Source organism: Streptomyces marispadix (genome assembly GCF_022524345.1).
GTDB classification, from domain to species: domain Bacteria; phylum Actinomycetota; class Actinomycetes; order Streptomycetales; family Streptomycetaceae; genus Streptomyces; species Streptomyces marispadix.
The window spans coordinates 2,062,136-2,085,038 of sequence record NZ_JAKWJU010000002.1 but is presented as its reverse complement, the minus strand read 5'-3'; the positions used below and the strand labels follow the sequence as shown (position 1 = coordinate 2,085,038).

The following is a 22,903-nucleotide window of genomic DNA, read 5'->3' as shown; positions in this document are numbered from 1 at the left end:
AGAACCCAGGGTTCCGCCGCAGCCTCAGAGGTTCGTGGGCGTTTCGAGGGCCTGCAGCGTCCCCGCGGGTAGCCGCTCGCTGCCCCAACTGCGCTCGATATAGCCGATGATCCGCGCGACTTCTTCCGCGGGCACCCGTTTCGGCTCGCCGCGCTCAAGCGGGTCGGCGTGGAAGATGTAGAGCCGCGAGGCGAATTGGTCGAACGGCAGTGAGGACTCGCCGAACCTCTCGCCGTTGCCCGCGGTGGAGACGACGACGCTGTCGCCCCAGTCCTGGCCGCTGTCGTTGTTCGGATTGAAGAAGTACACCCGCATGACGCCCTGCGGGTCCGGCGCCGCCCGCAGAATCGTGATCGCGTGCCAGCCGACGTAGCGCGCCGCGCTGTCGGTGACGGCGATGCCGGCCGGCTGCGGATGGATCAGCGGCTGCTCGCCGTTGTACGACGGGTGGTAGCTGGCGTGGAACTGCCGCAGGAACTCATCGAGGCCGACCAGGTTTCCGGTCGCGACGTCGACGTTGATGTGGAACCCACGGGCCGCCCACCAGCCGTGAAACTCGGGGTTGACCCACCGGTGCGGGTCCCCTGGCCGCGCGGCGCAGCGTCGCCCCATCTCGGCGTAGATCCGGTCCAAGTGCGGTACCACGAGCAGCGATACGGGGTCCAGGTCCATCGGCAGCGTGCTCGCGACTCCCGTCGCGCTGTCCTTCGACGAGATCGGCTGACCCTCGAAGTGCATGAGGACCTCGTCGTCGCGGGCCGCCCAGACCACCATTTGCAGCAGGTAGTCCGGGTCGTTGTAGGACCACATCGACAGCGCGCGGGCCGACTGGCAGGTGGGGTTGTCGCCCTGACCGACGCCGAGCGGCTGGCCCAGCATCGAGAGCACTCCCGCAACCAGCCGCTCCTGCGGCCCCGGCACCTCGCCGAAAACCGTCGTCAACCGCTCCCGCGCGACGGGGGAGATCTCAAGCCTCAACTGGCGCCACAGCGCGGGCACCACCGGCGGCTCGTAAAGGATGCCGCGGTCGAGCAGCAGCGCCAGCCCGTAGATGCTTTGCGCGGTCTGGGGGTGCACGGCTACCTCGATCAACCGGTGCACGAGCTGGCTGTAGCGCAGCAGGCAGTTCCGGCCGGTGTCGGACAGCCCGAGCGCCTCACCGATGAGGTAGTCGCTCTCGCGCAGGAGGAACCGGAGCAGTTCCGCGTGGTACGGCGACACCAGGCCGGTGTCGTGCATCGCCCGCGCGAAGCCCGTCGCCTCGTACTGCAGGGCGCCGGCGTCCATCGCCTCGAGCCGGGAGCGGAAGACGTCGATGCCCGGGTCCTCCCGGCACGCCTCGGTGGTGCCGAACAGGCTCGTGATGAGCCGGTCGACGCCCTGGCCTGACGTCGGGCCAAGAGCGACGTCCGGGTCTTCGCGGTAGGTCGCGATCCGGGTGATCAGTGACTGCACCGCCTCGACCTGGATCGGACGCTGGCGCAGTATCCGCCAGATCTCGTCGACCAGGTTGTCCAGGACGCTGTCGTAACCGATCTCGCCGGCGATGTGGCGGAACAGGTCCCGGATGAGCTGTGCAGTCCGGCCCTGCTGGATTCGTTCCGCCTCGCTGGGCGGGGTGAACAGCAGCTCCAGGTTCGTCGCCAGTACCTGGGACAGGAACTGGCGGGCGTCCTCGGCGGGAAACGTCGGGTGCGCGAAGTCGCCGCGGGCGACGGCCAGCATCCGCAGCTCGCTGGTCGCCTCCAAGACGACGGTGTCCGCGTCTCCGCTGTGCAGGCCGGGGCCGACCAGCGACGGGACAAGGATCTCCGGCGACGCCCAGTCCGTCCCCTGGAAAAGCCCGGCTTCCTCAAGGGCCTGCGCTCTGGCCTGGACCGCCGCGGCACCGCCCGGCTGCAGGAGCACCCGCCGCAGTGCTTCCAGGACTCGCCGCACCTTCGTGTGTTTGCCGAAGTCGCGGGTTTCGGCCATGGCCTGGATGGCGTCGTCGAGTGAGGCCACGCGCTTGTCCAGCGTCGTGGCCTCACCGCTGACGTCGGCGGTCGGTTTCACTGGGCTGCTTCCCTCGGGTTGTTCTCCTGCGTCAACTGGTCGATCAGACGTAGAAGTCGAGCTCTTCCTGCCTCTTCAGCAGGTCGCGCATCCGGTACGGGTCTTCACCGAAGAAGTACACCAGGCCCCAGTGGGTGCCGAACGCGGTCCTCTTGGTGACGGTCTCCTCAAGCGGCGTCGAGAGGTCGTGCGACTCGTAGTAGTCGTCGTCCTCGGTCTCCTCCGGGATCTCCAGGCCGCTCACGACGCGACGGCGCGGGTAGACACCGAAGCAGCCGGCGACTCCGGACGCGTCGACGACCTCGCGCGGGAAGAAGGCGTCGATCTCCTCCTCGGTCGTCTTCGGGTCGAAGGCCAGCACCAGCCCATGGTAGGCGTTGAATCCGTAGGCCCGCTCCAGCAGTTCGAACACCTTGAAACCCGGCGGCCGGTAGGCGACCTCGCCGAAGTACATCTCGCCGTCACTGGTGACGAAATACTCCGGGTGCACGAAGCCGAACTCGATGTCGAACGTCTTGATGAGCTTCTCGATCTGTGACGTGATCTGCGGGCGGTACCGCTCCAGTTCCGGTGTCGCCGGCACGAACACCGAATATCCCAGCGTGACGTATTCGGAGATGTTGAGGAACTTGATCTTCCCGTTGTGTACCCACGCCTCGACCGCGAACTCCCAGCCGTCGAGGTGGGATTCCATGAGGACCGGGAACTCCTCTTCCGGAATCGTGTCGATCTCGTCGGGAGTGCGGATGACGCGGTGCCCGAGGCACCCTGCCTTGTCGAACGCCTTGAGGTGGATCGGGTCGTTGGGGTCGCCGTCCAGCTTGAGCAGGGTCTGATTGACGCGCTTGAGGAACCGGATCACGTCGTCCCGGTCGTGGGCTTCCTCGAATATTCCGACCCGGATGCCGCCGAGTTGGGCGCGGCGCTTCATCAGCGCCTTGTCCCGCAGCAGCATGGCCTGACCGTACAGACGCGGGTTGTCCAGCAGAACCGAATTGATCGCCCCTGCCCATTCGACCGTTTCCTCGAACAGCGGGATCGCAACGTCGACACCCTTCTTCTGAAGAGTCTCGGCGATCTCCATGGAGCGGTCGTTGAGCCGTTCGAAGTTCCAGGGCACGTAGGGGATGTCGTGCTCGACGCAGTACTCTTCGGCCCACTCCGGCGCCACGACGACGTATCTCCGGTCGAACCGGTCGAGAGCTTCCACCGCATTGATACTCCAGCCAAGAAGCGCTACATAGCCCTTGTCCGGGTCCCTGGTGACCGGTTCGCCCTGTGGCATAGACCGTTTCTCCTTCGGCGCGTGCGCGCATCGACGGCGTGAATGGCATGGCCGTACTCAGCGCTTACCCGCCGACCTGCCGCGCACGCACCTCACCCGGCGCAAGGTCGCGGCCAAGCCGACGCTGTCGGGCTGTACCGGCCCGCCCGCGTCGTCCGTCCGACTGCCGTACCCCGCAAGGCGATTCGGCCGGAAACGGACTCCGCGCCGGGGCCTGTCACCGGCCGCCGGTACGCTGAACGGACCTTGCCGCCACGGCCCGGCGCCCACCCGGACCAGGGCGGAGGTCACGCCGACGCCCACGCGGACGACCACGCACCCGACCACACCGGAGACCGTGACTACCAGCACTTCCTCCACCAGCCACCACCTGTCGCCCGCGTTCCCCGGCCGCGCCCCCTGGGGCACGGCCGGCAAGCTGCGCGCCTGGCAGCAGGCGGCGATGGACGCGTATCTCCAGCGGCAGCCGAGGGACTTCCTCGCGGTCGCCACCCCCGGCGCGGGCAAGACGACCTTCGCGCTCACCCTCGCCTCCTGGCTGCTGCACCACCACGTCGTACAGCGGGTCACCGTCGTCGCGCCGACCGAGCACCTCAAGAAGCAGTGGGCGGAGGCCGCTTCACGGATCGGCATCAAGCTCGACCCCGACTACAGCGCGGGAGCGCTCGGCAAGGAGTACCACGGTGTCGCGGTGACGTACGCGGGCGTCGGCGTACGTCCGATGCTGCACCGCAACCGCGTCGAGCAGCGCAAGACCCTCGTCATCCTCGACGAGATCCACCACGCCGGGGACAGCCGCTCCTGGGGCGAGGCGTGCCAGGAGGCGTTCGAACCGGCCACGCGTCGACTGGCCCTGACGGGCACGCCGTTCCGCTCCGACACCAACCCGATCCCGTTCGTCGAGTACGCCGAGGACGCCGACGGCGTGCGCCGCTCCGTCGCCGACTACACCTACGGGTACGGCAACGGGCTCGCCGACGGCGTCGTGCGCCCCGTCATATTCCTCTCCTACAGCGGCAACATGCGCTGGCGCACCAAGGCGGGCGACGAGATCGAGGCCCGCCTCGGCGAGCCCATGACGAAGGACGCCGTCTCCCAGGCTTGGCGCACCGCCCTCGACCCGCACGGCGAATGGATGCCGTCGGTGCTGAGCGCCGCCGACCGGCGCCTGAGCGAGGTACGCAAGGCCGTGCCCGACGCGGGCGGGCTCGTCATCGCCAGCGACCAGGACTCGGCACGCGCGTACGCGAAGCTGCTGCGCGAGGTCACGGGCTCATCCGCCACCGTCGTGCTCTCCGACGACAGCAAGGCGTCGCAGCGCATCGAGGACTTCCGGGGCTCCGAGGACCGCTGGATGGTCGCGGTCCGCATGGTCTCCGAGGGTGTCGACGTGCCGCGTCTCGCGGTCGGCGTCTACGCCACGACGATCTCGACGCCGCTCTTCTTCGCGCAGGCGGTGGGCCGTTTCGTACGGTCGCGGCGGCGCGGCGAGACGGCGTCGGTGTTCTTGCCGACGATTCCGATGCTGATGACCTTCGCGCACGAGATGGAGGTCGAACGCGACCACGTCCTCGACAAGCCGAAGAAGGCGCAGGAGGACGATCCGTACGCGGAGGAGGCGGACCTGCTCAAGGAGGCCGAACGCGAGCAGGACGAGGACACCGGCGAGCAGGACGAACTGCCCTTCGAGGCACTGGAGTCGGACGCCGTCTTCGACCGTGTCATGTACGACGGCGCCGAGTTCGGCATGCAGGCGCATCCCGGCAGCGACGAGGAGCAGGACTACCTCGGCATCCCGGGGCTGCTCGAACCGGACCAGGTGCAGGCGCTGTTGCAGAAGCGGCAGGCCCGGCAGATGGCGCACAGCAGGAAGAAGCCCGACGCGGAGGCGGACCTGCTGGAGCTGCCCGCCGACCGCCGGCCCGTCGTCACACACAAGGAACTGCTGGAGCTGCGCAAGCAGTTGAACGGCCTCGTCGGCGCGTACGTCCACCAGAGCGGCAAGCCGCACGGTGTGATCCACAACGAGCTGAGACGGGTGTGCGGGGGACCGCCGAGCGCGGAGGCCACCGCGGGGCAGATCGAGCAGCGCATCGCGAAGGTGCGGGAGTGGGCGACACGCATGCGGTAGCGCTCCTTCGAGTTCCGTTTCGGGCGCTGTTCCGCCGGTGCGCCGCTGCCCTGCGTGCCGTTTCCGGGGTGCCGCACCCGCTCCGCCCGGCGCTCCGCTCCGTGCCGTGGGCCGACCGACGCCTTCGTCTGCGAGCCGACACCGAGGGCCCGTTGCCTCGCGTAGTGCGCCGTACGTCCCTTACGCCGCATACGCCGGGCAGATCCCGTAGAGCCCCGTGTCCAGCGGTTCCCGCGCGAGTCGGAGGTCGTACGGAACCGCATGTGCGGGGCGAAGTCGCAGTGACCGGATTCTGGACGCACTCTTCCGGTCAGCGGAGAGGGTCGCTAAGTTGCAAGGCCACAGCGTGATCCCGGCCACGGCCGGCCCTCGTCGGCCGCGGCCCCGACGGCTGTGCCCCCACCGGCCGCGCCCATGGCGACGCCTCCCACGGCTGTGCCTTCACCCGGTGCCGCCGCCCCCCACGACCAGAGGAGAGGAGCGCGTCCGTGACTGCGGAGACCTCTCAGACGCTCGACCGTGGACTTCGCGTCCTCAAGCTGCTCGCCGACACCGACCACGGCCTGACCGTGACCGAGTTGTCGAACAAGCTGGGCGTCAACCGCACCGTCGTCTACCGATTGCTCGCCACCCTTGAGCAACACGCCCTCGTACGGCGTGATCTGGGCGGGCGTGCCCGCGTAGGGCTCGGCGTGCTGAGGCTGGGGCGGCAGGTGCATCCACTCGTGAGGGAGGCGGCGCTGCCCGCGCTGCGGTCCCTCGCCGAGGAGGTCGGGGCCACGGCTCATCTGACGCTGGTCGACGGTACGGAGGCGCTCGCCGTGGCCGTCGTGGAGCCGAGCTGGACCGACTACCACGTCGCGTACCGCACGGGCTTCCGCCACCCGCTGGACAAGGGCGCCGCGGGCCGCGCCATCCTCGCGGGGCGCGGCCCCGACAGCGAGCTGGGTCCCGGATTCGTCCTCACTCACGGCGAGTTGGAGACCGGCGCGGGCGGCGCCGCCGCACCCGTGCGGGGCGTCACGGGGATCGAGGGCAGCGTGGGCGTGGTGATGCTGACGGACGCGGTGCCCCCGCAGGTCGGGGAGCGGGTGGTGCGCGCCGCCAGGGAAGTGTCCGACGCGCTGCGCTGACATCCCGGTGCCCGGCGGCCGTACCCGGTGAGTCCGGTGTGGGCGGGGAGCCGGGTGAGCGCGGTGAGTCCGGTGTGGGCGGTGAGTCCGGTGCGTCCTGCGGTGGCTCTCCGTCGACTCCGCCGGGTCCGGGCCCGCAGGGGCGAGCGCACCAGGCGCTGTTGTTAGGTTGCCGGGGTGAACACACCGGCCCCTGGTTCCTCGCTGCCCTCCCGCATCGGCGCCGTACTCGGCCCGCGGCGGCTCACGGGGCGGCAGCGCACCCTTCTCGTCTGTGCGGCGCCGCTGGCCGCGCTGCTCGCGGTGACGGCGCTCGCACCGCTGCCGTTCGCACTGGCGCAGCCCGGCCTCACCGCGAACGTGATCGGCGACAGCAAGAACAAGCCCGTCATCACGCTCTCCGGCGAGAAGGGCCGCAGAACCGGCGAAGCCGACGGGAAGCTGCTGATGACGACGATCGCCGCGACGCCGCCGGGAGCGACGGTGCGGCTGCCGGACGTCGTCGAGAGCTGGTTCCGTACGGACAGGGCGGCGATGCCGACCGAGGCCGTCTACCCGGTGGGCGACACCCTCAAGGAGATCGAGAAGCACAACAAGGGCGAGATGCACAAGTCGCAGACGGCCGCGGTCAAGGCGGCCCTGCGGCAGTTGCACAAGTCGCCCCGCGATGTACGGGTCACGCTGCGCCTCGCCGACGTGGGCGGCCCCAGCGCGGGGCTGTTCTTCTCGCTCGGCATCATCGACAAGCTCGGCGGCGGCAGCGGCCGTAGCGGCGGCGGGGACGACGCGGGGGGCCTCACCGGAGGACGGACCATCGCCGGTACGGGCACGATCAAGGCGGACGGCACGGTGGGCCCCGTGGGCGGGGTGCCGCTGAAGACGAAGGCCGCCAAGCGGGACGGTGCGAGCGTATTCCTCGTGCCGCGTGCCGAGTGCGCGGACGCGCTGGCGGAGCGGCCGAAGGGGCTGCGGCTCGTGCCGGTCGACACGCTCGGCGGTGCCGTGAAGGCGCTCAGGGCGCTGAAGAGCGGCGGCCGAGTGCCCGCCTGCTGACGGGAGTTCACGGACCCGGGCGCCGGTACCCGCCGCTCCGCGGCGACTTGGGCGCCGGTGTGGAATCCGTCAGCCGTGGGCCCCTCAGCCGGTCTTGATGAAGCCCTCCCGCACCAGCCAGTCCCTGGCGACGTCGTGCGGGTCCTGACCGTCCACGTCGACCTTGGCGTTGAGCTTCTGCGCCGTCTTGTTGTCCAGCGCCTCGGTGATGGGCGCCAGCAGCTTCTCGATCTCCGGGTGCTCCTTCATCGTCTTGCTGTTCATCTCCGGCGCGACGTTGTAGTTCGGGAAGAACTTTCTGTCGTCCTCCAGGATTCTCAGCTTCAGCGCCGGGATGCGGCCGTCGGTCGCGGCGATGGCGCCGAAGACGCACGGTTTGCCGTGCGCGGTCTGGGTGTAGACGACGCCGCCCGCCATCTTGTGCACCTTCCCCTCGGGGAAGCGCATGCCGTACTTCTTCGCCATGCCCTTCAGACCGTCCTGCCGCGAGGCGAACTCGTTCTCGACGCAGATGCTCGCCGACTCCGGCTTCTCACGCGTCAGTTCGGCCACGTCGGAGAGGGTCTTCGTGCCGTACTTCTTCTGAAGCCTGTCGCTGACGACGAGCGCATAGGTGTTGTCGAGCTTGGACGGCGCGAGCCACTCGACGCCCTTCGCCCGGTCCTCGTCCCGTACGGCCCTCCACTGCTCCATCGGGTCCACCACCGGCTTGGTGTGGCCGAGGTAGGTGATCCAGGAGGTGCCGGTGTACTCGTACATGCCGTCGGCCGTGCCGGTCTCCACGGCGGAGCGCGCCCCGATGGAGCCCTGCACGGCGGTCCGGTCGACGACGTCGGCGCCCGCCGCGCGGAACACCAGCCCCATGACCTTCCCGAGGATGATCTGCTCGGTGAACTCCTTCGAGGTGACGGTGAGTTGGGCGCCCTTGAGGGGCTGCCCCGCCCCCACGCTGCCCGGCCGCACCTTGTCGGTCATCGGGCTTCCGCTGACCAGGCCGCAGCCGCTCAGCGTGCCGGTGAGCGCCAGCGCCGTGACGCCGGCGGCGAGTGCGTACGTACGCCCGTGCCTGCGCATCAGGACGATCCCTCCAGGCCGCGCGGGCGCAGCAGCAGTTCGACGAGTGAGGCGATCCAGTCGACCAGCAGGGCCAGTGCGACGGTGAGTATCGAGCCGAGCATCAGCACCGGCATGCGCTGGTTGGTGATGCCGGAGGAGATCAGGTCTCCCAGGCCGCCGCCGCCGATGAACGTGGCGAGCGTGGCCGTACCGACGTTCAGTACGAGGGCGTTGCGTACGCCCGCGAGGATCAGCGGTACCGCCAGGGGCAGTTCGACCTTGGCCAGCACGCCGAGCGGCGACATCCCGATGCCCTTGGCGGCCTCCGTCAGCCCCGGGTCGATGTTGCGCAGCCCGGTGATGGTGTTGGCGAGCACCGGCAGGACCGCGTAGACGACCATGCCGACGACGGCGGTGGTCTGCCCGATGCTCAGCCAGAACACCAGCAGCACCAGCAGGCCCAGGGACGGCACGGCCTGCCCCAGGTTGGCCGCCGCCATCGCGACGGGCGTCGCCTTGCGCAGCCCGGGACGGGTGAGGGCGATGCCCAGCGGGATGGCGATGATCAGCACGAAGAAGGTGGAGATCGCCGTCATCTCGATGTGCTGCCGCAGCCGCAGGACGACGTTGCCGCCCGTGAGGGAGTTGCGGGCGATGGTGTCGAGTTCGGCGCCCTGGAACCACAGCCAGGTGCCGAGCAGCACGAGCGCGAGCACTCCCGGCAGCACCGTCAGCTTCTGCCAGGTGAGCCTGTCGCGGCGCCGTTCGTCGGCGAGTGGCGCGGACGCGGGCGCCTGCTCCCGCTCCGCGCGCTCCGGGCCGCCCGTCCGCCGCGTCCGGTCCGGCCGGTCCTGCGGCTCCGACTCCCCGCGCCCGCCCGGCTGTTCGGGCTTCCCCGGCTGTCCCGGTACGTGTGTCGAGGCTCCGCTCACGATGTGAGGCCCTCCTGCGCCGCGTAGGTGCGCTTCGCCTCCGCCTCGCTGAGGCTGTGCCGGTGCTCGATGGCCTCCAGCCGGTCGGCGTCGAGGAGTTCGTGCACGCAGTTCATCAGCGTCTCCAGGTCCACGACGCCCGTGTACTCGCCGCGCCTGCCCGTCACCGCGACGCGTCCACCGCTGTCGGTGAGCACCGCCTCCAGCGCGTCGCGCAGCGTCGCGTCACGGGTGACGGTGTCGTGCACGAGGGTGCCCGCACGCGCCAACGAGCCCTTGGCGTGGGCGAGATCGCCCCGGCGCAGCCACTTGTACGGACGCTGCTTCGGGTCGAGCAGCAGCACCTCGTTGGTCGTACCGGCGCTGAGCATCTCCGAGATCCGCTCCACCGGCTCGTCGACGGTCGCGGTGGGGAAGTCGACGACGTCGACGTCCCGGACCCGGGTGAGGTTGAGCCGCTTGAGCGCCGCGCCCGCCCCGACGAAGCCGGACACGAAGTCGTCGGCGGGATTGGTGAGGATGGCCTCCGGAGTGTCGAACTGGGCGATGTGCGAGTGCTCACGCAGCACCGCGATGCGGTCGCCCAGCTTGATGGCCTCGTCGAAGTCGTGGGTGACGAAGACGATGGTCTTCCGCAACTCGTGCTGGAGCCGTATCAGTTCGTCCTGAAGATGGTCGCGGGTGATGGGGTCGACCGCGCCGAACGGCTCGTCCATCAGCAGTACGGGCGGATCTGCGGCCAACGCCCTTGCCACGCCCACGCGTTGCTGCTGCCCGCCGGACAGGCGCCGTGGATAGCGGCCCTGGAACTCGGCCGGGTCGAGCCCCACCAGGTCGAGCATCTCCTCGACCCGCGCCTGGATACTCGCCTTCGGCCAGCCGAGCATCCTGGGCACCTGGGCGATGTTCTGCGCGACGGTCATGTGCGGGAAGAGCCCGGACGACTGGATCGCGTAGCCGATCTTGCGCCGCAGCCTGACCGCGTCGATGCCCGTGACGTCCTCGTCGTCGATGCGGATGCGGCCCGAAGTCGGCTCGATCAGCCGGTTGATCATCTTCAGCAGCGTCGACTTCCCGCAGCCGGACGGCCCCACGAGCACGACGGTCTCGCCCGCCTTGATCTCCAGGCTGACGTCGTCGACTGCGGGAGTGCCGGACCCGGAGTAGCGCTTCGTCAGGCCCTCCAGGCGGATGGTCGCGCCGGTGGTGCCACCGGGACCGTTGGACGCGGCGGCCCCGCCGGGACCGGCGGCCCCGGTCCCGGCGCCGGCCGTGGCCCCGGACGCGGCGGACGACTCAGGGGTGGAGGTCTCAGGCACGTATCCCCCTCGGGGTGGTAAGGCGCCCGACGACGACGTACGCGCCGTCGAAGAGCAGGGCGAGCACGACGATGCCGAGAGTCCCGGCGAGCACTTGGTTGAGGGCGTTGGCGCTGCCGAGGGAGGCGACGCCCCGGAAGATGGAGTTGCCCAGGCCGGGCCCGGAGGCGAACGCGGCGATGGCGGCGATGCCCATCAGCATCTGCGTGGAGACGCGGATGCCGGTGAGGATCGGCGGCCAGGCGAGGGGCAGTTCGACCTTCAGCAACTGCCGGGCGCGGGACATGCCGATGCCGCGTGCCGCGTCGACCAGCGCCGGATCGACGCCGCGCAGCCCGACGATCGCGTTGCGGACGATGGGCAGCAGCCCGTAGAGCGTCAGCGCGATGACGGTCGGCGCCACCCCGAGCCCTACGAGCGGGATCAGCAGCCCGATCAGGGCAAGCGACGGCACCGTCAGGATCGTCGCCCCGGTCGTGTTGGCGAGATCGGCCGCCCACTCGCTGCGGTAGGTCAGCACGCCGATGGCGACGCCGAGCAAGGTAGCGGCGACCATGCACTGGAACACCGCGCTCGCATGCTGGAGGGCATCCGCCAGTAGCTGCGTGTGGCGGTTGCCGAGATACTCCCAGAAGCTCACTGCGCAGCCCCTCGCGTCGTCACGTCGTCGCAGCCTCTCCGTCCGGTCCTCCTCGCCGCGTACACGGCGACCGCGTGCTCTTCTGCCCGGCGAGCGGAGAACGACGCGTCACGACTCGGTGAAGGCCGTGCGGCTCGCGCCGGGGCCGTACCGCCGCGGTGGTTCGCCGACGGGGTTCGCCGAGGTCGTTCGCTCGGGCCCGTTCAACAGGGTCGTTCGCTCGGGCCGTTCACCAGGGTCGTTCGCAGTGTCCGGCCGCGTGGCCCGCTGCCGGGTTCGCCCGGGGCCGGTACGCGCCGGACATCGCCCGTCGCCCGGCGTCAGCCGCTCTCCGTGAGCCCGCCCGGGGTCCGGCCCGGCTGCGCGGCATGGCCCGCCGCCTGGCGGACCAGCGGGACGATCCTCAGCGGCACCGGGTTCTCCATGACGATGGCCGTCGAGGCCCGCACGATCCCCTCGAAGCCCACCACGCGGTCGATCACCCGCTGAAGATCGGCGTTGGACCGCGCGACGAGGCGGCAGAGCATATCGCCGTGCCCCGTCGTCGTATGCAGCTCCAGCACTTCGGGCACGGAATCCAGATGGGCCCTGACGTCCGCGCCCTGGCCCTGCTTGATCTCCAGCGTGGCGAACGCGGTGACGGGATAGCCGATCGCCGCCGGGTCGACGTCCGGCCCGAAGCCGCGGATCACGCCCGCCGTCCTGAGGCGCTCCAGCCGCGCCTGCACGGTGCCGCGTGCGACGCCCAGCCGCCGTGACGCCTCGAGCACGCCGATCCTCGGCTCGTCCGCGAGGAGTTCGAGCAGTCGTCCGTCGAGCCCGTCGATTCCCACGGCTGTCCTTTCTTCGGCTCCGGCCTTCGGCTTCCTGAGCACCTTGTACAGATCGTCGGGCGTTTGCCGAGTACGACTGAGCAAGGTGACCAGTGAATACGCAAAGTATTGCGCACCTTGTGAAGCAGGGGGAGCCTTGAAGCATGACTGAGACCACCCACGCAGCCCCCAGCGCGACACCTCAAGAGGGCGCCCGTCAGGCCGACCCCTTCCCGGTGAAGGGCATGGACGCGGTCGTCTTCGCCGTCGGCAACGCCAAGCAGGCGGCCCACTACTACTCCACGGCGTTCGGCATGAAGCTCGTCGCCTACTGCGGACCGGAGAACGGCACCCGCGAGACCGCCAGTTACGTCCTCGAATCGGGCGGCGCCCGCTTCGTCTTCACCTCCGTCGTCAAGCCCTCCACCGACTGGGGCCGCTTCCTGACCGAGCACGTGGCGGCCCACGGCGACGGCGTGATCGACCTCGCCATCGAGGTCCCGGACGCGCGTGCCGCGTACGAGTACGCCGTCTCCCAGGGTGCCGACGGCATCGCCGGACCGCACGAGGAGGAGGACGAGCACGGCACCGTCGTACTCGCCTCCATCGCCACCTACGGCGAGACCCGCCACACCCTCGTCGAGCGCTCCGCCTACAACGGCCCCTACCTGCCCGGCTATGTGGCGGCGAAGCCCCTCGTAGAGCCGCGGAAGCGCAACTTCCAGGCCATCGACCACTGCGTCGGCAACGTCGAACTCGGCAAGATGGACGAGTGGGTGGCCTTCTACAACAAGGTCATGGGCTTCACGAACATGAAGGAGTTCGTGGGCGACGACATCGCCACGGAGTACAGCGCGCTGATGTCGAAGGTCGTCGCCGACGGCCACCGCAAGGTGAAGTTCCCCCTCAACGAGCCCGCCGTCGGCAAGAAGAAGTCGCAGATCGACGAGTACCTGGAGTTCTTCGGCGGCGCAGGCGTGCAGCACATCGCGCTCGCCACGAACGACATCGTCGCGACGGTACGGGCGATGCGCGAGGCGGGCGTGCAGTTCCTGGACACCCCGGACTCGTACTACGACACGCTCGGCGAGTGGGTCGGAGAGACGCGGGTGCCGCTGGAGACGCTGCGGGAGCTGAAGATCCTCGCCGACCGCGACGAGGACGGCTATCTGCTTCAGATCTTCACCAAGCCCGTTCAGGACCGTCCGACGGTGTTCTTCGAGATGATCGAGCGCCATGGCTCGATGGGCTTCGGCAAGGGCAACTTCAAGGCGCTCTTCGAGGCGATCGAGCGGGAGCAGGAGAGGCGGGGCAACCTCTGACATTCTCTGCCATCTGTCATCTGTCATCTGTCGGATGTCACCTGATAGTTGACATCTGAAAGCTGATGTCTGTGATCCGCCCGCCGTCATCTGACAGCCGTCAGCCGTCAGCCGTCATCTGCCAGCCGTCATCTGCCAGTCGTCAGCGGGTGCCCGCCCGCTGACGACCGCAGTCCCACCGCCCGCGGCAGCCGACCCTTCCCGGCGCCGCGGGCAGGTGCGACGCTTTGCCCATGAGCGAGTTGATCCAGCGGCTCAGGGACGGCCTGCCCGAGAGCGCCGTACTCACCGACCCCGACGTGACCGGCTCCTACGCCCGTGACATGGCCGACTTCTGCGAGGCGGGCACGCCTGCCGCCGTCGTGCTGCCGCGCACCGTCGAAGAGGTGCAGCACGTGATGCGTACGGCCACGGCCCTGCGCGTCCCCGTCGTACCGCAGGGCGCACGTACGGGCCTGTCCGGGGCGGCGAACGCCTCCGACGGCTGCATCGTCCTCTCCCTGATCCGCATGGACCGCATCCTGGAGATCAGCCCCGCCGACCGGATCGCCGTCGTCGAACCGGGGGTGGTCAACGCCGCGCTCTCCCGCAAGGCCGGCGAGTACGGCCTGAACTACCCGCCGGACCCGAGCAGTTGGGAGCAGTGCACCATCGGCGGCAACATCGGCACGGCAGCGGGCGGGCTGTGCTGTGTGAAGTACGGGGTCACCGCCGAGTACGTGCTCGGGCTCGATGTCGTACTGGCCGACGGCCGGTTGATCTCCACCGGGCGGCGGACCGCGAAGGGCGTCGCGGGCTACGACATGACGCGGCTGTTCGTGGGTTCCGAGGGAACCCTCGGCGTGGTCGTGCGCGCGGTGCTCGCGCTCAAGCCGCAGCCGCCTCGACAGCTCGCGCTGGCCGCCGAGTTCCCGTCGGCGTCCGCTGCCGGTGACGCCGTGAGCAGGGTCATGGAGAGCGGCCATGTGCCTTCGCTGATGGAGCTGATGGACCGCACGACGCTGCGCGCCGTCAACGACCTCACGGGCATGGGGCTTCCCGACTCCACGGAGGCCCTGCTGCTCGTCGCGTTCGACACCCCCGACCCCGCGGCCGACCTGGCCGCCGTCGGCGAGCTGTGCGAGGCGGCGGGCGCGAGCCAGGTCGTACCGGCGGAGACCCCCGCCGAGTCGGAGCTGCTGCTACAGGCCCGCCGCAGCGTGCACTGGGCGCTGGAGGCGCTGCCGGGCACGACGATGATCGACGACGTGTGCGTCCCGCGTACGAAGCTGGCGGAGATGCTGGACGGCACCGCCGCGATCAGCGAGAAGTACGGCCTGACCATCGGCGTCTGCGCACACGCGGGCGACGGCAACACCCATCCCACCGTCTGCTTCGACCCGGACGACGAGGACGAGACGCGCCGCGCGCACGAGGCGTTCGACGCCGTCATGGCGCTCGGCCTGGAACTGGGCGGCACCATCACCGGCGAACACGGCGTGGGCGTACTGAAGAAGGAGTGGCTGGCGCGCGAACTCGGTCCGGCGGGGCTGGAGTTGCAGCGCAGCATCAAGCAGGTCTTCGATCCGCTGGGCCTGTTGAACCCCGGCAAGGTCCTCTGAAAGGGGTCGGCAGGGGAGGGCCCGACGGCGGGTCCGGCGAGGTAGCGGGTTCGGGGACCCAGGGGAATCAGGGAGGGGAACCAGGAGAGGGAGCCTCTCGCCTCTCCGAGTCAACTCCCCGTCGTGCGTGAGACTTTCACGCTCTACGCACATTCATCGGATCGAGTGAAAGTCGCAGGGAAAATCACCCTCACCCGTCGCCGTCGCCTGCTTCGTCGGACGGTGACGGGTCGCTCAGGCACACGCCGTCGCCGTGGTCGCCCAGCAGCAGTTCCGCCAACGCGGCGTCCATGCCCAGCACTTCGCCCTCCGCGCCCGCGGGCACGGCCCGCAGCGTCCGCTCCAGCCATCCGGAGACCACCCCGGACGGCGTCTCCAGCAGGGCGTCGCCGTCCGGCGAGGAGAGCGCCACACAGATCACATCGCGCCCCTGCACCTTCGCGGGCCACACGCGTACATCGCCCTCGCCGCAGGGGCGGAAGACACCTTCGACGAGCAGTTCCCGCGCGAACGTCCAGGTGACGGGCGCGGCGGCACCGACGTGGAAGGCGATGTGCGCGGCGTACGGATCGTCCGCCCGGTAGGTGAGGCGCGCTTGTACGGGCAGCCCGTGCTCGGGCGAGAGCACAAGCCGGATCTCGAGCTCGCATTCGACGACGAGGTTCATCGGACCGCCCTTTCGTGATCCCGTGATCAGTCGCGCAGCCTGTCGAGGCATGCATCGAAGAGGGCCCAGGCCGTGCCGGTCTCGCGAGTTCGCCTCATTCTTCCTCCGGGGGAGGGCATACGCGTCCGGCTCGGGTGGGCAAGCTGCCGGCCCTGTCTGGTAGATGTGGACACTACGCTTCACGGTTGCACCGCGCCGGTCAACTGCGGAGCATCTACAAGCCACAAGACGACACAACGGTCGAACAGATACGGGACCTGGACAATATGAGCGCGCCCCTCTCAGGATCCTCCGGCGGCAGCCCTGCCCCTGGCTTCTATCCGGACCCGTCCATCCCCGGCTACATCCGCTACTGGAACGGCACTTCGTGGGTGCCGGGCACCAGCCGTCCCGAACCTGAAGAGGGCGAACCGCTGCCCACGCCCCCGTCGGCCGCCGCGTCTTCGTCGGCTGTCGCGCCTCCCACACGTGAGGAGCCCGCACCTGCGGAGGAGACGGGCCCGGTCTTCCTGGACGAGGAGCCGGGCGCCGGCGCGACCTCGACTCAGGCCCCGCGGACGCACGTTCCCGGTGCGCAGACTCCGGAGGCATTCGGCCCGGATACGCAGGTTCCGGCGGCACGCGAGGGCGACTCCCCGCTTCCCGAGGTACGTCCGCGTGGCGAGGTCGCCCAGGCCGGGTCCATCGACTGGGACGACCCGAGCAGGCTGCACGGCCAGCGACCGGAGCCAGCGTCCGCGTGGCAGGCCGACGCCGCACAGCAGGCGGGCTTCACCGGGCAGAACGAGGAGCGCGTCTCCTGGGGACGCGGAGAGGGAGCCGCGGAGGCCGCGGGCGGCGCCTCGGAGAGCGCGGGCGACCCCCGTGGCGGCTGGGGACTTACGGGCGACGAAGGGCGCGCGGACGGGGGCGCGGACGGGGGCGCCGCCTCGGCCGCGGCGTCGTCCGGAGCTTCGCCCGCCCCATCCGGCACCTCCCCCGAGACCCCGGCGGACTCCGCGGGGACGCCGCCGCGTGACGGCACGTTCCAGATGCGTGCGATGAGTTCGGACGCGCTCAGGCGGGCCGCGCAGGAGGCCCGTGACGCGAGCGGCGGCGCCTCCGGCTCCGGGCAGCCCGAGCACACCGTGGGTCTGCGGCGCTCGGAGGTCGCCGAGTACGGGCTGTCGCCGTCTCAGCCGCCGTCTCAGCCGCCGTCCCAGTCCCAGTCCCAGTCCCAGCCGCCGTCCCAGTCCCCGTCGCAGCCCCAGCCGAACTCCCCGTCCCCGTCCGGGACTTCCGCGCCCGCGACGCCCTCGGCCCCGGCGTCGCCCAAGTCGCCGTCCGTTCCCCATCAGGCCCCGCCCGCGCAGCCGCAGGCCCCCGCGCAGCCGCAGGCCCCCGCGCAGCCGCAGGCCCCCGCGCAGGCTCCGCCCGGCGTACCGCAGCAGGGCGCCCCGGGCCCCGGCCATGCCCAGCCGTCGTGGGCCCAGCAGGTCCACGACCTCGCGGGCGGCGGCCAGGCGGCCCACGGCGCTCAAGGCGCTCCAGGCCCCGGTCCCGATGCGCAGGGCGCCGCGGGCCCGGAGGCCGTGATGCCCTGGCGCCCGCCGGTCGCGGACCCGTTCCTCCAGGCCGCACAGCAGGAGGCGCGCCCCGCGGGCCTGGGCAAGCGCTTCGCCGCCCGCCTCGTCGACGGCGTGCTCACGGGCGCCGTGGTCGTCGCGGTCGCCTTCCCCTTCCTCGGCCAGGCCGTCGACCACGTACAGGCGAAGATCGAAGCGGTGCGCGACGCGGGCGAGACCAAGACCGTGTGGCTGATCGACGGCACGACGGGCGGCTATCTCGCCGTCGTCCTCGGCGTCCTGCTCCTGTTCGGCCTGCTCTACGAGGTGCTGCCGACCAGCCGCTGGGGCCGCACCCTCGGCAAGAAGCTGTTCGGGCTGCGCGTGCTGACCATGGAGCAGCACGACAAGCCGGGCTTCGGCAGCGCGTTGAAGCGCTGGCTGACGTACGGCGTGCTGTCGGCCCTCGTGGTCGGCGTGGTCAACGTCCTGTGGTGCGTCTTCGACCGCCCCTGGCGCCAGTGCTGGCACGACAAGCTCGCGGGCACGTTCGTCTCCAAGGACTCCGGCGAGGTCCGCCTCTGACGCCCTGCGGAGACCCCGCGCCCGCGCACGGCCCGTCACCCCGTTGACGCACGCCGGGTGCGAGGCCGCCCGCGCCGGGGTCCACTCGGCGCATGAGTACGGATCAGCCCGGCGACCCGTTCCGCAAGAAGGAGCCGCCCGGAGACGGCCAGGACCAGGGACAAGGCGAAGCACAGGGCTGGGGCGAAGCCCAGAGCCCAGGCCGGGGCCATGGCCAGGGTCAGGATCAGGGCCGGGCCCAGGGCCGGGAGCCGCCCGCCTACGGCGGCCCGTACAGCGGGGGCCCGTACGACAGCGGCCCCTACGCCTCCAACCCGTACGGCGGCATCAACGGAGCCACCGACCCCCTCGCCGGCATGCCCCCGCTCGCGTCACGCGGCAGACGGCTGCTCGCGCGCATCGTCGACGCGCTGCTCATCGGCATCCCCGTCGGCCTCATCATGACGTTCGCACAAGGGGGTTGGGCCGGTGACGACGACGGGCGCGCCTACGGTCAGCAGGCCGTCTACACGCTCGTCTACCTCGTCTACGAGGGGCTGATGCTCACCAACTCCGGGCAGACGCTGGGCAAGAAGCTGATGCGCATCAGGGTCGCCATGCTCGCCGACGGCGCCGTGCCGCGAGGAACACCGGGCTGGCTGCGTGCAGCCGTCTACAGCGTGCCGCCGCTGGTGCCGTGCGTGGGCTTCCTCTTCTGGCTGGCGAATGTGCTGTTCTGCACATGGGACAAGCCGTACCAGCAGTGCCTGCACGACAAGGCGGTCAAGACCGTTGTCGTGGCGGCCGATTGACCCGGGACGCTAGGCCGGGAACGGGACGCGAAGCCGGGCACAGGACGACCGTGCGCTCAGCCGCTCAGCCGCTCAGCCGCTCAGCCGGTCAGGAGCACAGCGAAAGGCCCGTCGAAGGCCCCCGTCGAAGGGCCCCTGCAAGGCACAGCACAGGCCGATAGGCAGGGCAACGGCCGCGCTCAGGAGCGCAGCGAGGGCTCTGCCATCCGCTGTGCGGCCCGCGCCCTCGCTGCCGCCGCCGTCCCGTCGTGGCGTGCGTGTATGCGGGAGGGCGTGGCCGTGCGGGGCTTCGCCGTGCGTACCGCCGACCCCATGCGTACGCGGCCTGCCGTCCGCATGCCGGGAGCGGTGAGTGCCACCAGTACGCCGAGCGCGAGTGCGGCCACCGCGATCAGAGCGACTCCCGGCCCCGATGGAGTCCGGGTGAGCAGAAGCATCGCGAGGGTCGAGCAGACGACGGTGACCGAACCGTAAGCGAGCTGTGCGGGGGTCGGACGCGGCATGGCGTGATCCGTCCTCGGAGACGTGTCGGGGGAGTGGGGCCGTCGGTCGAGCCGTGACGGACGAAGGCACGCGGTGCCCGTCGAACGACTCTACGGTCCGGGATTCCCGGACGTACACCACGCTAAGCGTGAGCCCGCACACGTCGAAGTCGCACAGGGGGCGCACGGACGCACGGCCCGCCGTCCGTCCCAACGGGTGGACTGCCGCGGGCCGTTGTGTGCCCCGTGCGAATCCGCGCATCAAGGTCGTATCAGGGTCTGTCTTTTCTCACGGTGCTGCTGTCCAATACCTCTGTCCAACACACTCCACAGGGGAGGGCACCGCAGAGGTGAACGGCAGACGGAGATCCAAAAGATCGAGGGCAGGGGCGCTAGCGGTCGCCGTAGCGGCGATCGGCGCGACGGCACTCATACCCGCGAGTGCGGCGCAGGCGCAGCAGGCGCCCGGTTCCGCGGCGCAGGCGGCACATCCGGCCCCGCAGTCCGCGGCGGCGCAGCCGGGTTCGCCCGGCCGGAGCGGGGCGGGGCACAGCGAGGACGACCTCGCGGGCCCGTTCGACAAGAAGCAGGACGCGCAACGCCAGGCGGCCCTGGAGCAGTTGGCACGGGGTGACGCCAAGAAGGTTGAGCGCAAGGGCTCCGAGGTCGTCAAGCTCGACGACGGCAAGTACGTGGAGCTGGCCCGTCAGAAGACGGACAAGATCTTCACCATCCTCGTGGAGTTCGGCGACAAGATCGACGACGAGTACGGCGGCGACCCCGGCCCCGTGCACAACAAGATCCCCGAGCCGGACCGCAAGAAGGACAACTCCACTTACTGGAAGAAGGACTTCGACAGGGAGCACTTCCAGAAGACCTACTTCTCCGACGAGACCGAGGACTCGGTCAAGAGCTACTACGAGAGGCAGTCCTCCGGCCGCTACTCCGTCGACGGCACGGTCTCCGACTGGGTCAAGGTCGACTACAACGAGGCCCGTTACGGGTCCAACTACTGCGGCGACACCAACTGCCCGACCGTGTGGGACGCGATCCGCGACGGTGTCGAGAAGTGGGTCGAGGAGCAGAAGGCCGCCGGCAAGAGCGACGACGAGATCGCCGCCGCCGTGGCCGACTACGACAAGTGGGACCGCTACGACTTCGACGAGGACGGCGACTTCAACGAGCCGGACGGCTACATCGACCACTTCCAGTTCGTGCACGCCGGTGAGGACGAGTCGGCCGGTGGCGGAGCCGAGGGCGAGAACGCCATCTGGGCGCACCGCTGGTACGCGTACGGAAGCGACGCGGGCAAGACCGGTCCGGAGAACAACAAGGCGGGCGGCACCGAGATCGGCGACAGCGGCATCTGGGTCGGCGACTACACCGCGCAGCCGGAGAACGGCGGACTGGGCGTCTTCGTCCACGAGTACGGCCACGACCTGGGCCTGCCGGACCACTACGACACCACCGGCGAGGGTGAGAACTCCGTCGGCTTCTGGTCGATCATGTCCGTGGGCTCCTGGCTCAACAAGGGCAAGGACGCCATCGGCGACTCCGCCGACATGAGCGCGTGGGACAAGCTCCAACTCGGCTGGCTGGACTACGACAAGGCCAAGGCGGCCACCAAGTCGCAGCACAAGCTGGGCACTCACTCGTACCAGACGAAGAACAAGCAGGCGCTCGTCGTCGAACTCCCCGAGAAGGACGTCACCACCACCATCACCAAGCCCGCCGAGGGCGAGAAGCAGTGGTGGAGCGGCAGCGGCGACGATCTGCGCAACACCCTCTCCCGCAGCGTCGATCTGACGGGCAAGTCCAAGGCCAAGCTGGACCTTCAGGGTTGGTGGGACATCGAGAAGAACTACGACTTCCTCTACACCGAGGTCTCCACGGACGGCGAGAACTGGACGCCGATCGACGGCACCGCGGACGGCAAGCCCATTCCGCGCGACGGCAGCGACCAGCCGGGCCTGACCGGTGTGTCGAAGTCGTACCGCGATCTCTCCTTCCCCCTCGACAAGTTCGCAGGGAAGAAGATTGATGTTCGCTTCCGTTATCTGACGGATGGTGGGGTCGCTCAGAAGGGCTTTGCGGCGGACGCTCTCAGCGTCACCGCCGACGGCAAGAAGCTCTTCGAGGACGGCGCCGAGGGCGACGGCGACAACGGCTGGGAGAAGAAGGGGTTCTCGCGCATCGGAGAGTCCTTCACCAAGCCCTACGCGCAGTTCTACATCGCCGAGAACCGCAACCACGTCTCGTACGACAAGGCGCTGAACTACGGCCCGTACAACTTCGGTTGGACCTCCACGAAGCCCGACTGGGTCGAGCGCTACGCCTATGAGAAGGGTCTGCTGCTCTGGCTCTGGGACACCTCTCAGCAGGACAACAACGTCTCGGCGCACCCGGGCGAGGGCCTGATCCTGCCGGTGGACGCACACGCGAAACCGGAGAAGTGGTCGGACGGAAAGCCGCTTCGGAACCGGATGCAGGCGTACGACTCGCCCTTCGGAAAATACGCCACAGGCGCCGTCAAGCTTCACAACGACGGAAAAGCAGTGACGATCAGCTCCAAGAAGGGCATTCGCGTATTCGACGACCGCAACGGTACGTACTGGTACAAGTCCAACCCGACCCAGGGGGTCAAGGTCCCGGACACCGGGACCCGGATCGAGGTCGTCAAACAGCCTCGCTCGGGTAAGACGATCACCGTGCAGGTGAGACCTTCCACAAATTAATTTGCATCGTTGCAGGTCAAAACATGATCGGCCGTTGACCCCCTGGCGGGCAGCGGCCGATCGCGCTTAGATGCCTGTGACGGACCTTCGCGGAGGTCCACCGGAACAGTCTCGCGGGGGTGTTGTTGATCATGGCTGGAGGCGGATTCGTCCAGCTGCCGGACGGGAGCGTGATCGTCGCGCTGACCCTTCCGGTGCCGGCGCAGCGCGCAGCAAGGCATGCTGAGCCGGAGCAGGGGGCGACCCTGGACGCGGGTTCGGAGCCGGTCACTGAAGGCCGGCAGCCGGGCCCCGTACGGCAGGGCCGCAGGGGCGGTGCGTTCGACGGCCTCATGCCGGAGCGGCGGCGCTGGTCGGCCCATGCCGACGAGGCGCACACGGTGCGTGCCGTGACGGCCAGGCGGCAAGGCGACGAGCCGCGCGTACGCGTGCTCGTCCACTCCCTGAACCGGGCCCGCGCCCTGACCAGGCTGCGGAACCTGGGCATGCGGGCGGTCTATCTGCGGGGCAACGCGGAGCCGCCGTGCGCCGACGAGATCACGGCCGTGCTGCACCATCCCGACGGGCTGGTGTGGCGTATGACGCCCGGTGACGACCGTGAGGCATGGCACCCGATCGAGTCCCTGCTGCGGCCCTCGGACCGGGTGCGCACGGGGTAGGGCGCGCGCTCGGAGTCGCCCGCGCTCTCTGCGGCCGCCCTGACGCCTGAAGCCTGCGTCGCGTCGGCCGCGCTGTCGGCCCGCCGCCCCGGGGGCCGCAG

At 69.9% G+C, this 22,903-nt stretch carries 18 protein-coding genes; 9 read left to right on the top strand and 9 right to left on the bottom strand.

What is annotated here, in order from left to right:
- Positions 1–24: 24 nt before the first annotated feature.
- Together MMA15_RS08895 and MMA15_RS08890 are read right to left on the bottom strand one after the other, a co-directional pair.
- Positions 25–2,055 (bottom strand): hypothetical protein, encoded by a 2,031-nt coding sequence (locus tag MMA15_RS08895; RefSeq protein WP_241058579.1) that lies wholly within the window; start codon positions 2,053–2,055, stop codon positions 25–27.
- 43 nt (positions 2,056–2,098) lie between these two features.
- Complete coding sequence (locus MMA15_RS08890) at positions 2,099–3,340, bottom strand: ATP-grasp domain-containing protein (RefSeq protein ID WP_241058578.1); 1,242 nt, start codon at positions 3,338–3,340, stop codon at positions 2,099–2,101.
- A gap of 337 nt (positions 3,341–3,677) precedes the next feature.
- Here MMA15_RS08890 and MMA15_RS08885 point away from each other — a divergent pair, with 337 nt between their 5' ends.
- From MMA15_RS08885 to MMA15_RS08875, 3 genes are all read left to right on the top strand, one after another.
- The gene (locus MMA15_RS08885) at positions 3,678–5,471 is read left to right on the top strand and encodes a DEAD/DEAH box helicase (RefSeq protein WP_241058577.1); all 1,794 of its coding nucleotides are present in this window, start codon (positions 3,678–3,680) and stop codon (positions 5,469–5,471) included.
- A gap of 488 nt (positions 5,472–5,959) precedes the next feature.
- Positions 5,960–6,604, top strand: coding sequence for an IclR family transcriptional regulator (locus MMA15_RS08880; RefSeq protein ID WP_241058576.1), 645 nt, complete (start codon positions 5,960–5,962; stop codon positions 6,602–6,604).
- A gap of 216 nt (positions 6,605–6,820) precedes the next feature.
- Positions 6,821–7,657, top strand: a complete 837-nt coding sequence (locus MMA15_RS08875) for a hypothetical protein (protein WP_241063099.1) — start codon at positions 6,821–6,823, stop codon at positions 7,655–7,657.
- An 84-nt stretch (positions 7,658–7,741) separates the two neighbouring features.
- On the opposite strand, the gene MMA15_RS08870 is transcribed toward MMA15_RS08875, so the two are convergent.
- The 5 genes from MMA15_RS08870 to MMA15_RS08850 all read right to left on the bottom strand — a co-directional run bounded on the left by MMA15_RS08870 (position 7,742) and on the right by MMA15_RS08850 (position 12,437).
- Positions 7,742–8,731: a glycine betaine ABC transporter substrate-binding protein gene (locus MMA15_RS08870; protein WP_372498211.1), complete on the bottom strand. Its 990-nt coding sequence runs from the start codon at positions 8,729–8,731 to the stop codon at positions 7,742–7,744.
- On the bottom strand, positions 8,731–9,645 hold the full coding sequence (locus MMA15_RS08865; protein ID WP_241058575.1) for an ABC transporter permease: 915 nt from the start codon (positions 9,643–9,645) through the stop codon (positions 8,731–8,733). The genes MMA15_RS08870 and MMA15_RS08865 overlap by 1 nt, the downstream gene beginning before the upstream one ends.
- The gene (locus tag MMA15_RS08860; RefSeq protein WP_372498210.1) at positions 9,642–10,964 is read right to left on the bottom strand and encodes an ABC transporter ATP-binding protein; all 1,323 of its coding nucleotides are present in this window, start codon (positions 10,962–10,964) and stop codon (positions 9,642–9,644) included. The genes MMA15_RS08865 and MMA15_RS08860 overlap by 4 nt, the downstream gene beginning before the upstream one ends.
- On the bottom strand, positions 10,957–11,604 hold the full coding sequence (locus MMA15_RS08855; protein WP_241058574.1) for an ABC transporter permease: 648 nt from the start codon (positions 11,602–11,604) through the stop codon (positions 10,957–10,959). Before MMA15_RS08855 ends, MMA15_RS08860 begins: the two co-directional genes overlap by 8 nt.
- Before the next feature lie 320 nt (positions 11,605–11,924).
- A complete protein-coding gene (locus MMA15_RS08850; RefSeq protein WP_241058573.1) occupies positions 11,925–12,437 on the bottom strand; it encodes an Lrp/AsnC family transcriptional regulator in 513 nt (170 codons plus the stop codon).
- Positions 12,438–12,580: 143 nt separating this feature from the next.
- Here MMA15_RS08850 and hppD point away from each other — a divergent pair, with 143 nt between their 5' ends.
- Both hppD and MMA15_RS08840 read left to right on the top strand, forming a co-directional pair.
- Positions 12,581–13,738 (top strand): 4-hydroxyphenylpyruvate dioxygenase, encoded by a 1,158-nt coding sequence (hppD, locus tag MMA15_RS08845; protein WP_241058572.1) that lies wholly within the window; start codon positions 12,581–12,583, stop codon positions 13,736–13,738.
- A 233-nt stretch (positions 13,739–13,971) separates the two neighbouring features.
- The gene (locus MMA15_RS08840) at positions 13,972–15,339 is read left to right on the top strand and encodes an FAD-binding oxidoreductase (RefSeq protein WP_241058571.1); all 1,368 of its coding nucleotides are present in this window, start codon (positions 13,972–13,974) and stop codon (positions 15,337–15,339) included.
- Between the two features lie 190 nt (positions 15,340–15,529).
- Here MMA15_RS08840 and MMA15_RS08835 read toward each other — a convergent pair whose 3' ends face one another.
- Positions 15,530–16,006 carry an SsgA family sporulation/cell division regulator gene (locus MMA15_RS08835; RefSeq protein WP_241058570.1) on the bottom strand — a complete coding sequence of 159 codons (477 nt, stop codon included), beginning with the start codon at positions 16,004–16,006 and terminating at the stop codon, positions 15,530–15,532.
- Positions 16,007–16,272: 266 nt separating this feature from the next.
- Between MMA15_RS08835 and MMA15_RS08830 the strand changes: the two genes are divergently transcribed.
- Both MMA15_RS08830 and MMA15_RS08825 read left to right on the top strand, forming a co-directional pair.
- Entirely contained in the window at positions 16,273–18,135 is a 1,863-nt protein-coding gene (locus tag MMA15_RS08830; RefSeq protein WP_241058569.1) for an RDD family protein, read from the top strand.
- Positions 18,136–18,227: 92 nt separating this feature from the next.
- On the top strand, positions 18,228–18,926 hold the full coding sequence (locus tag MMA15_RS08825; protein WP_241058568.1) for an RDD family protein: 699 nt from the start codon (positions 18,228–18,230) through the stop codon (positions 18,924–18,926).
- Positions 18,927–19,105: 179 nt separating this feature from the next.
- On the opposite strand, the gene MMA15_RS08820 is transcribed toward MMA15_RS08825, so the two are convergent.
- A complete protein-coding gene (locus MMA15_RS08820; protein WP_241058567.1) occupies positions 19,106–19,429 on the bottom strand; it encodes a hypothetical protein in 324 nt (107 codons plus the stop codon).
- A gap of 329 nt (positions 19,430–19,758) precedes the next feature.
- On the opposite strand from MMA15_RS08820, the gene MMA15_RS08815 reads away from it, so the two are divergent.
- A complete protein-coding gene (locus MMA15_RS08815; RefSeq protein ID WP_241058566.1) occupies positions 19,759–22,143 on the top strand; it encodes an immune inhibitor A domain-containing protein in 2,385 nt (794 codons plus the stop codon).
- Between the two features lie 332 nt (positions 22,144–22,475).
- Complete coding sequence (locus MMA15_RS08810; RefSeq protein WP_241063096.1) at positions 22,476–22,802, top strand: hypothetical protein; 327 nt, start codon at positions 22,476–22,478, stop codon at positions 22,800–22,802.
- The last annotated feature ends 101 nt before the right edge of the window (positions 22,803–22,903 follow it).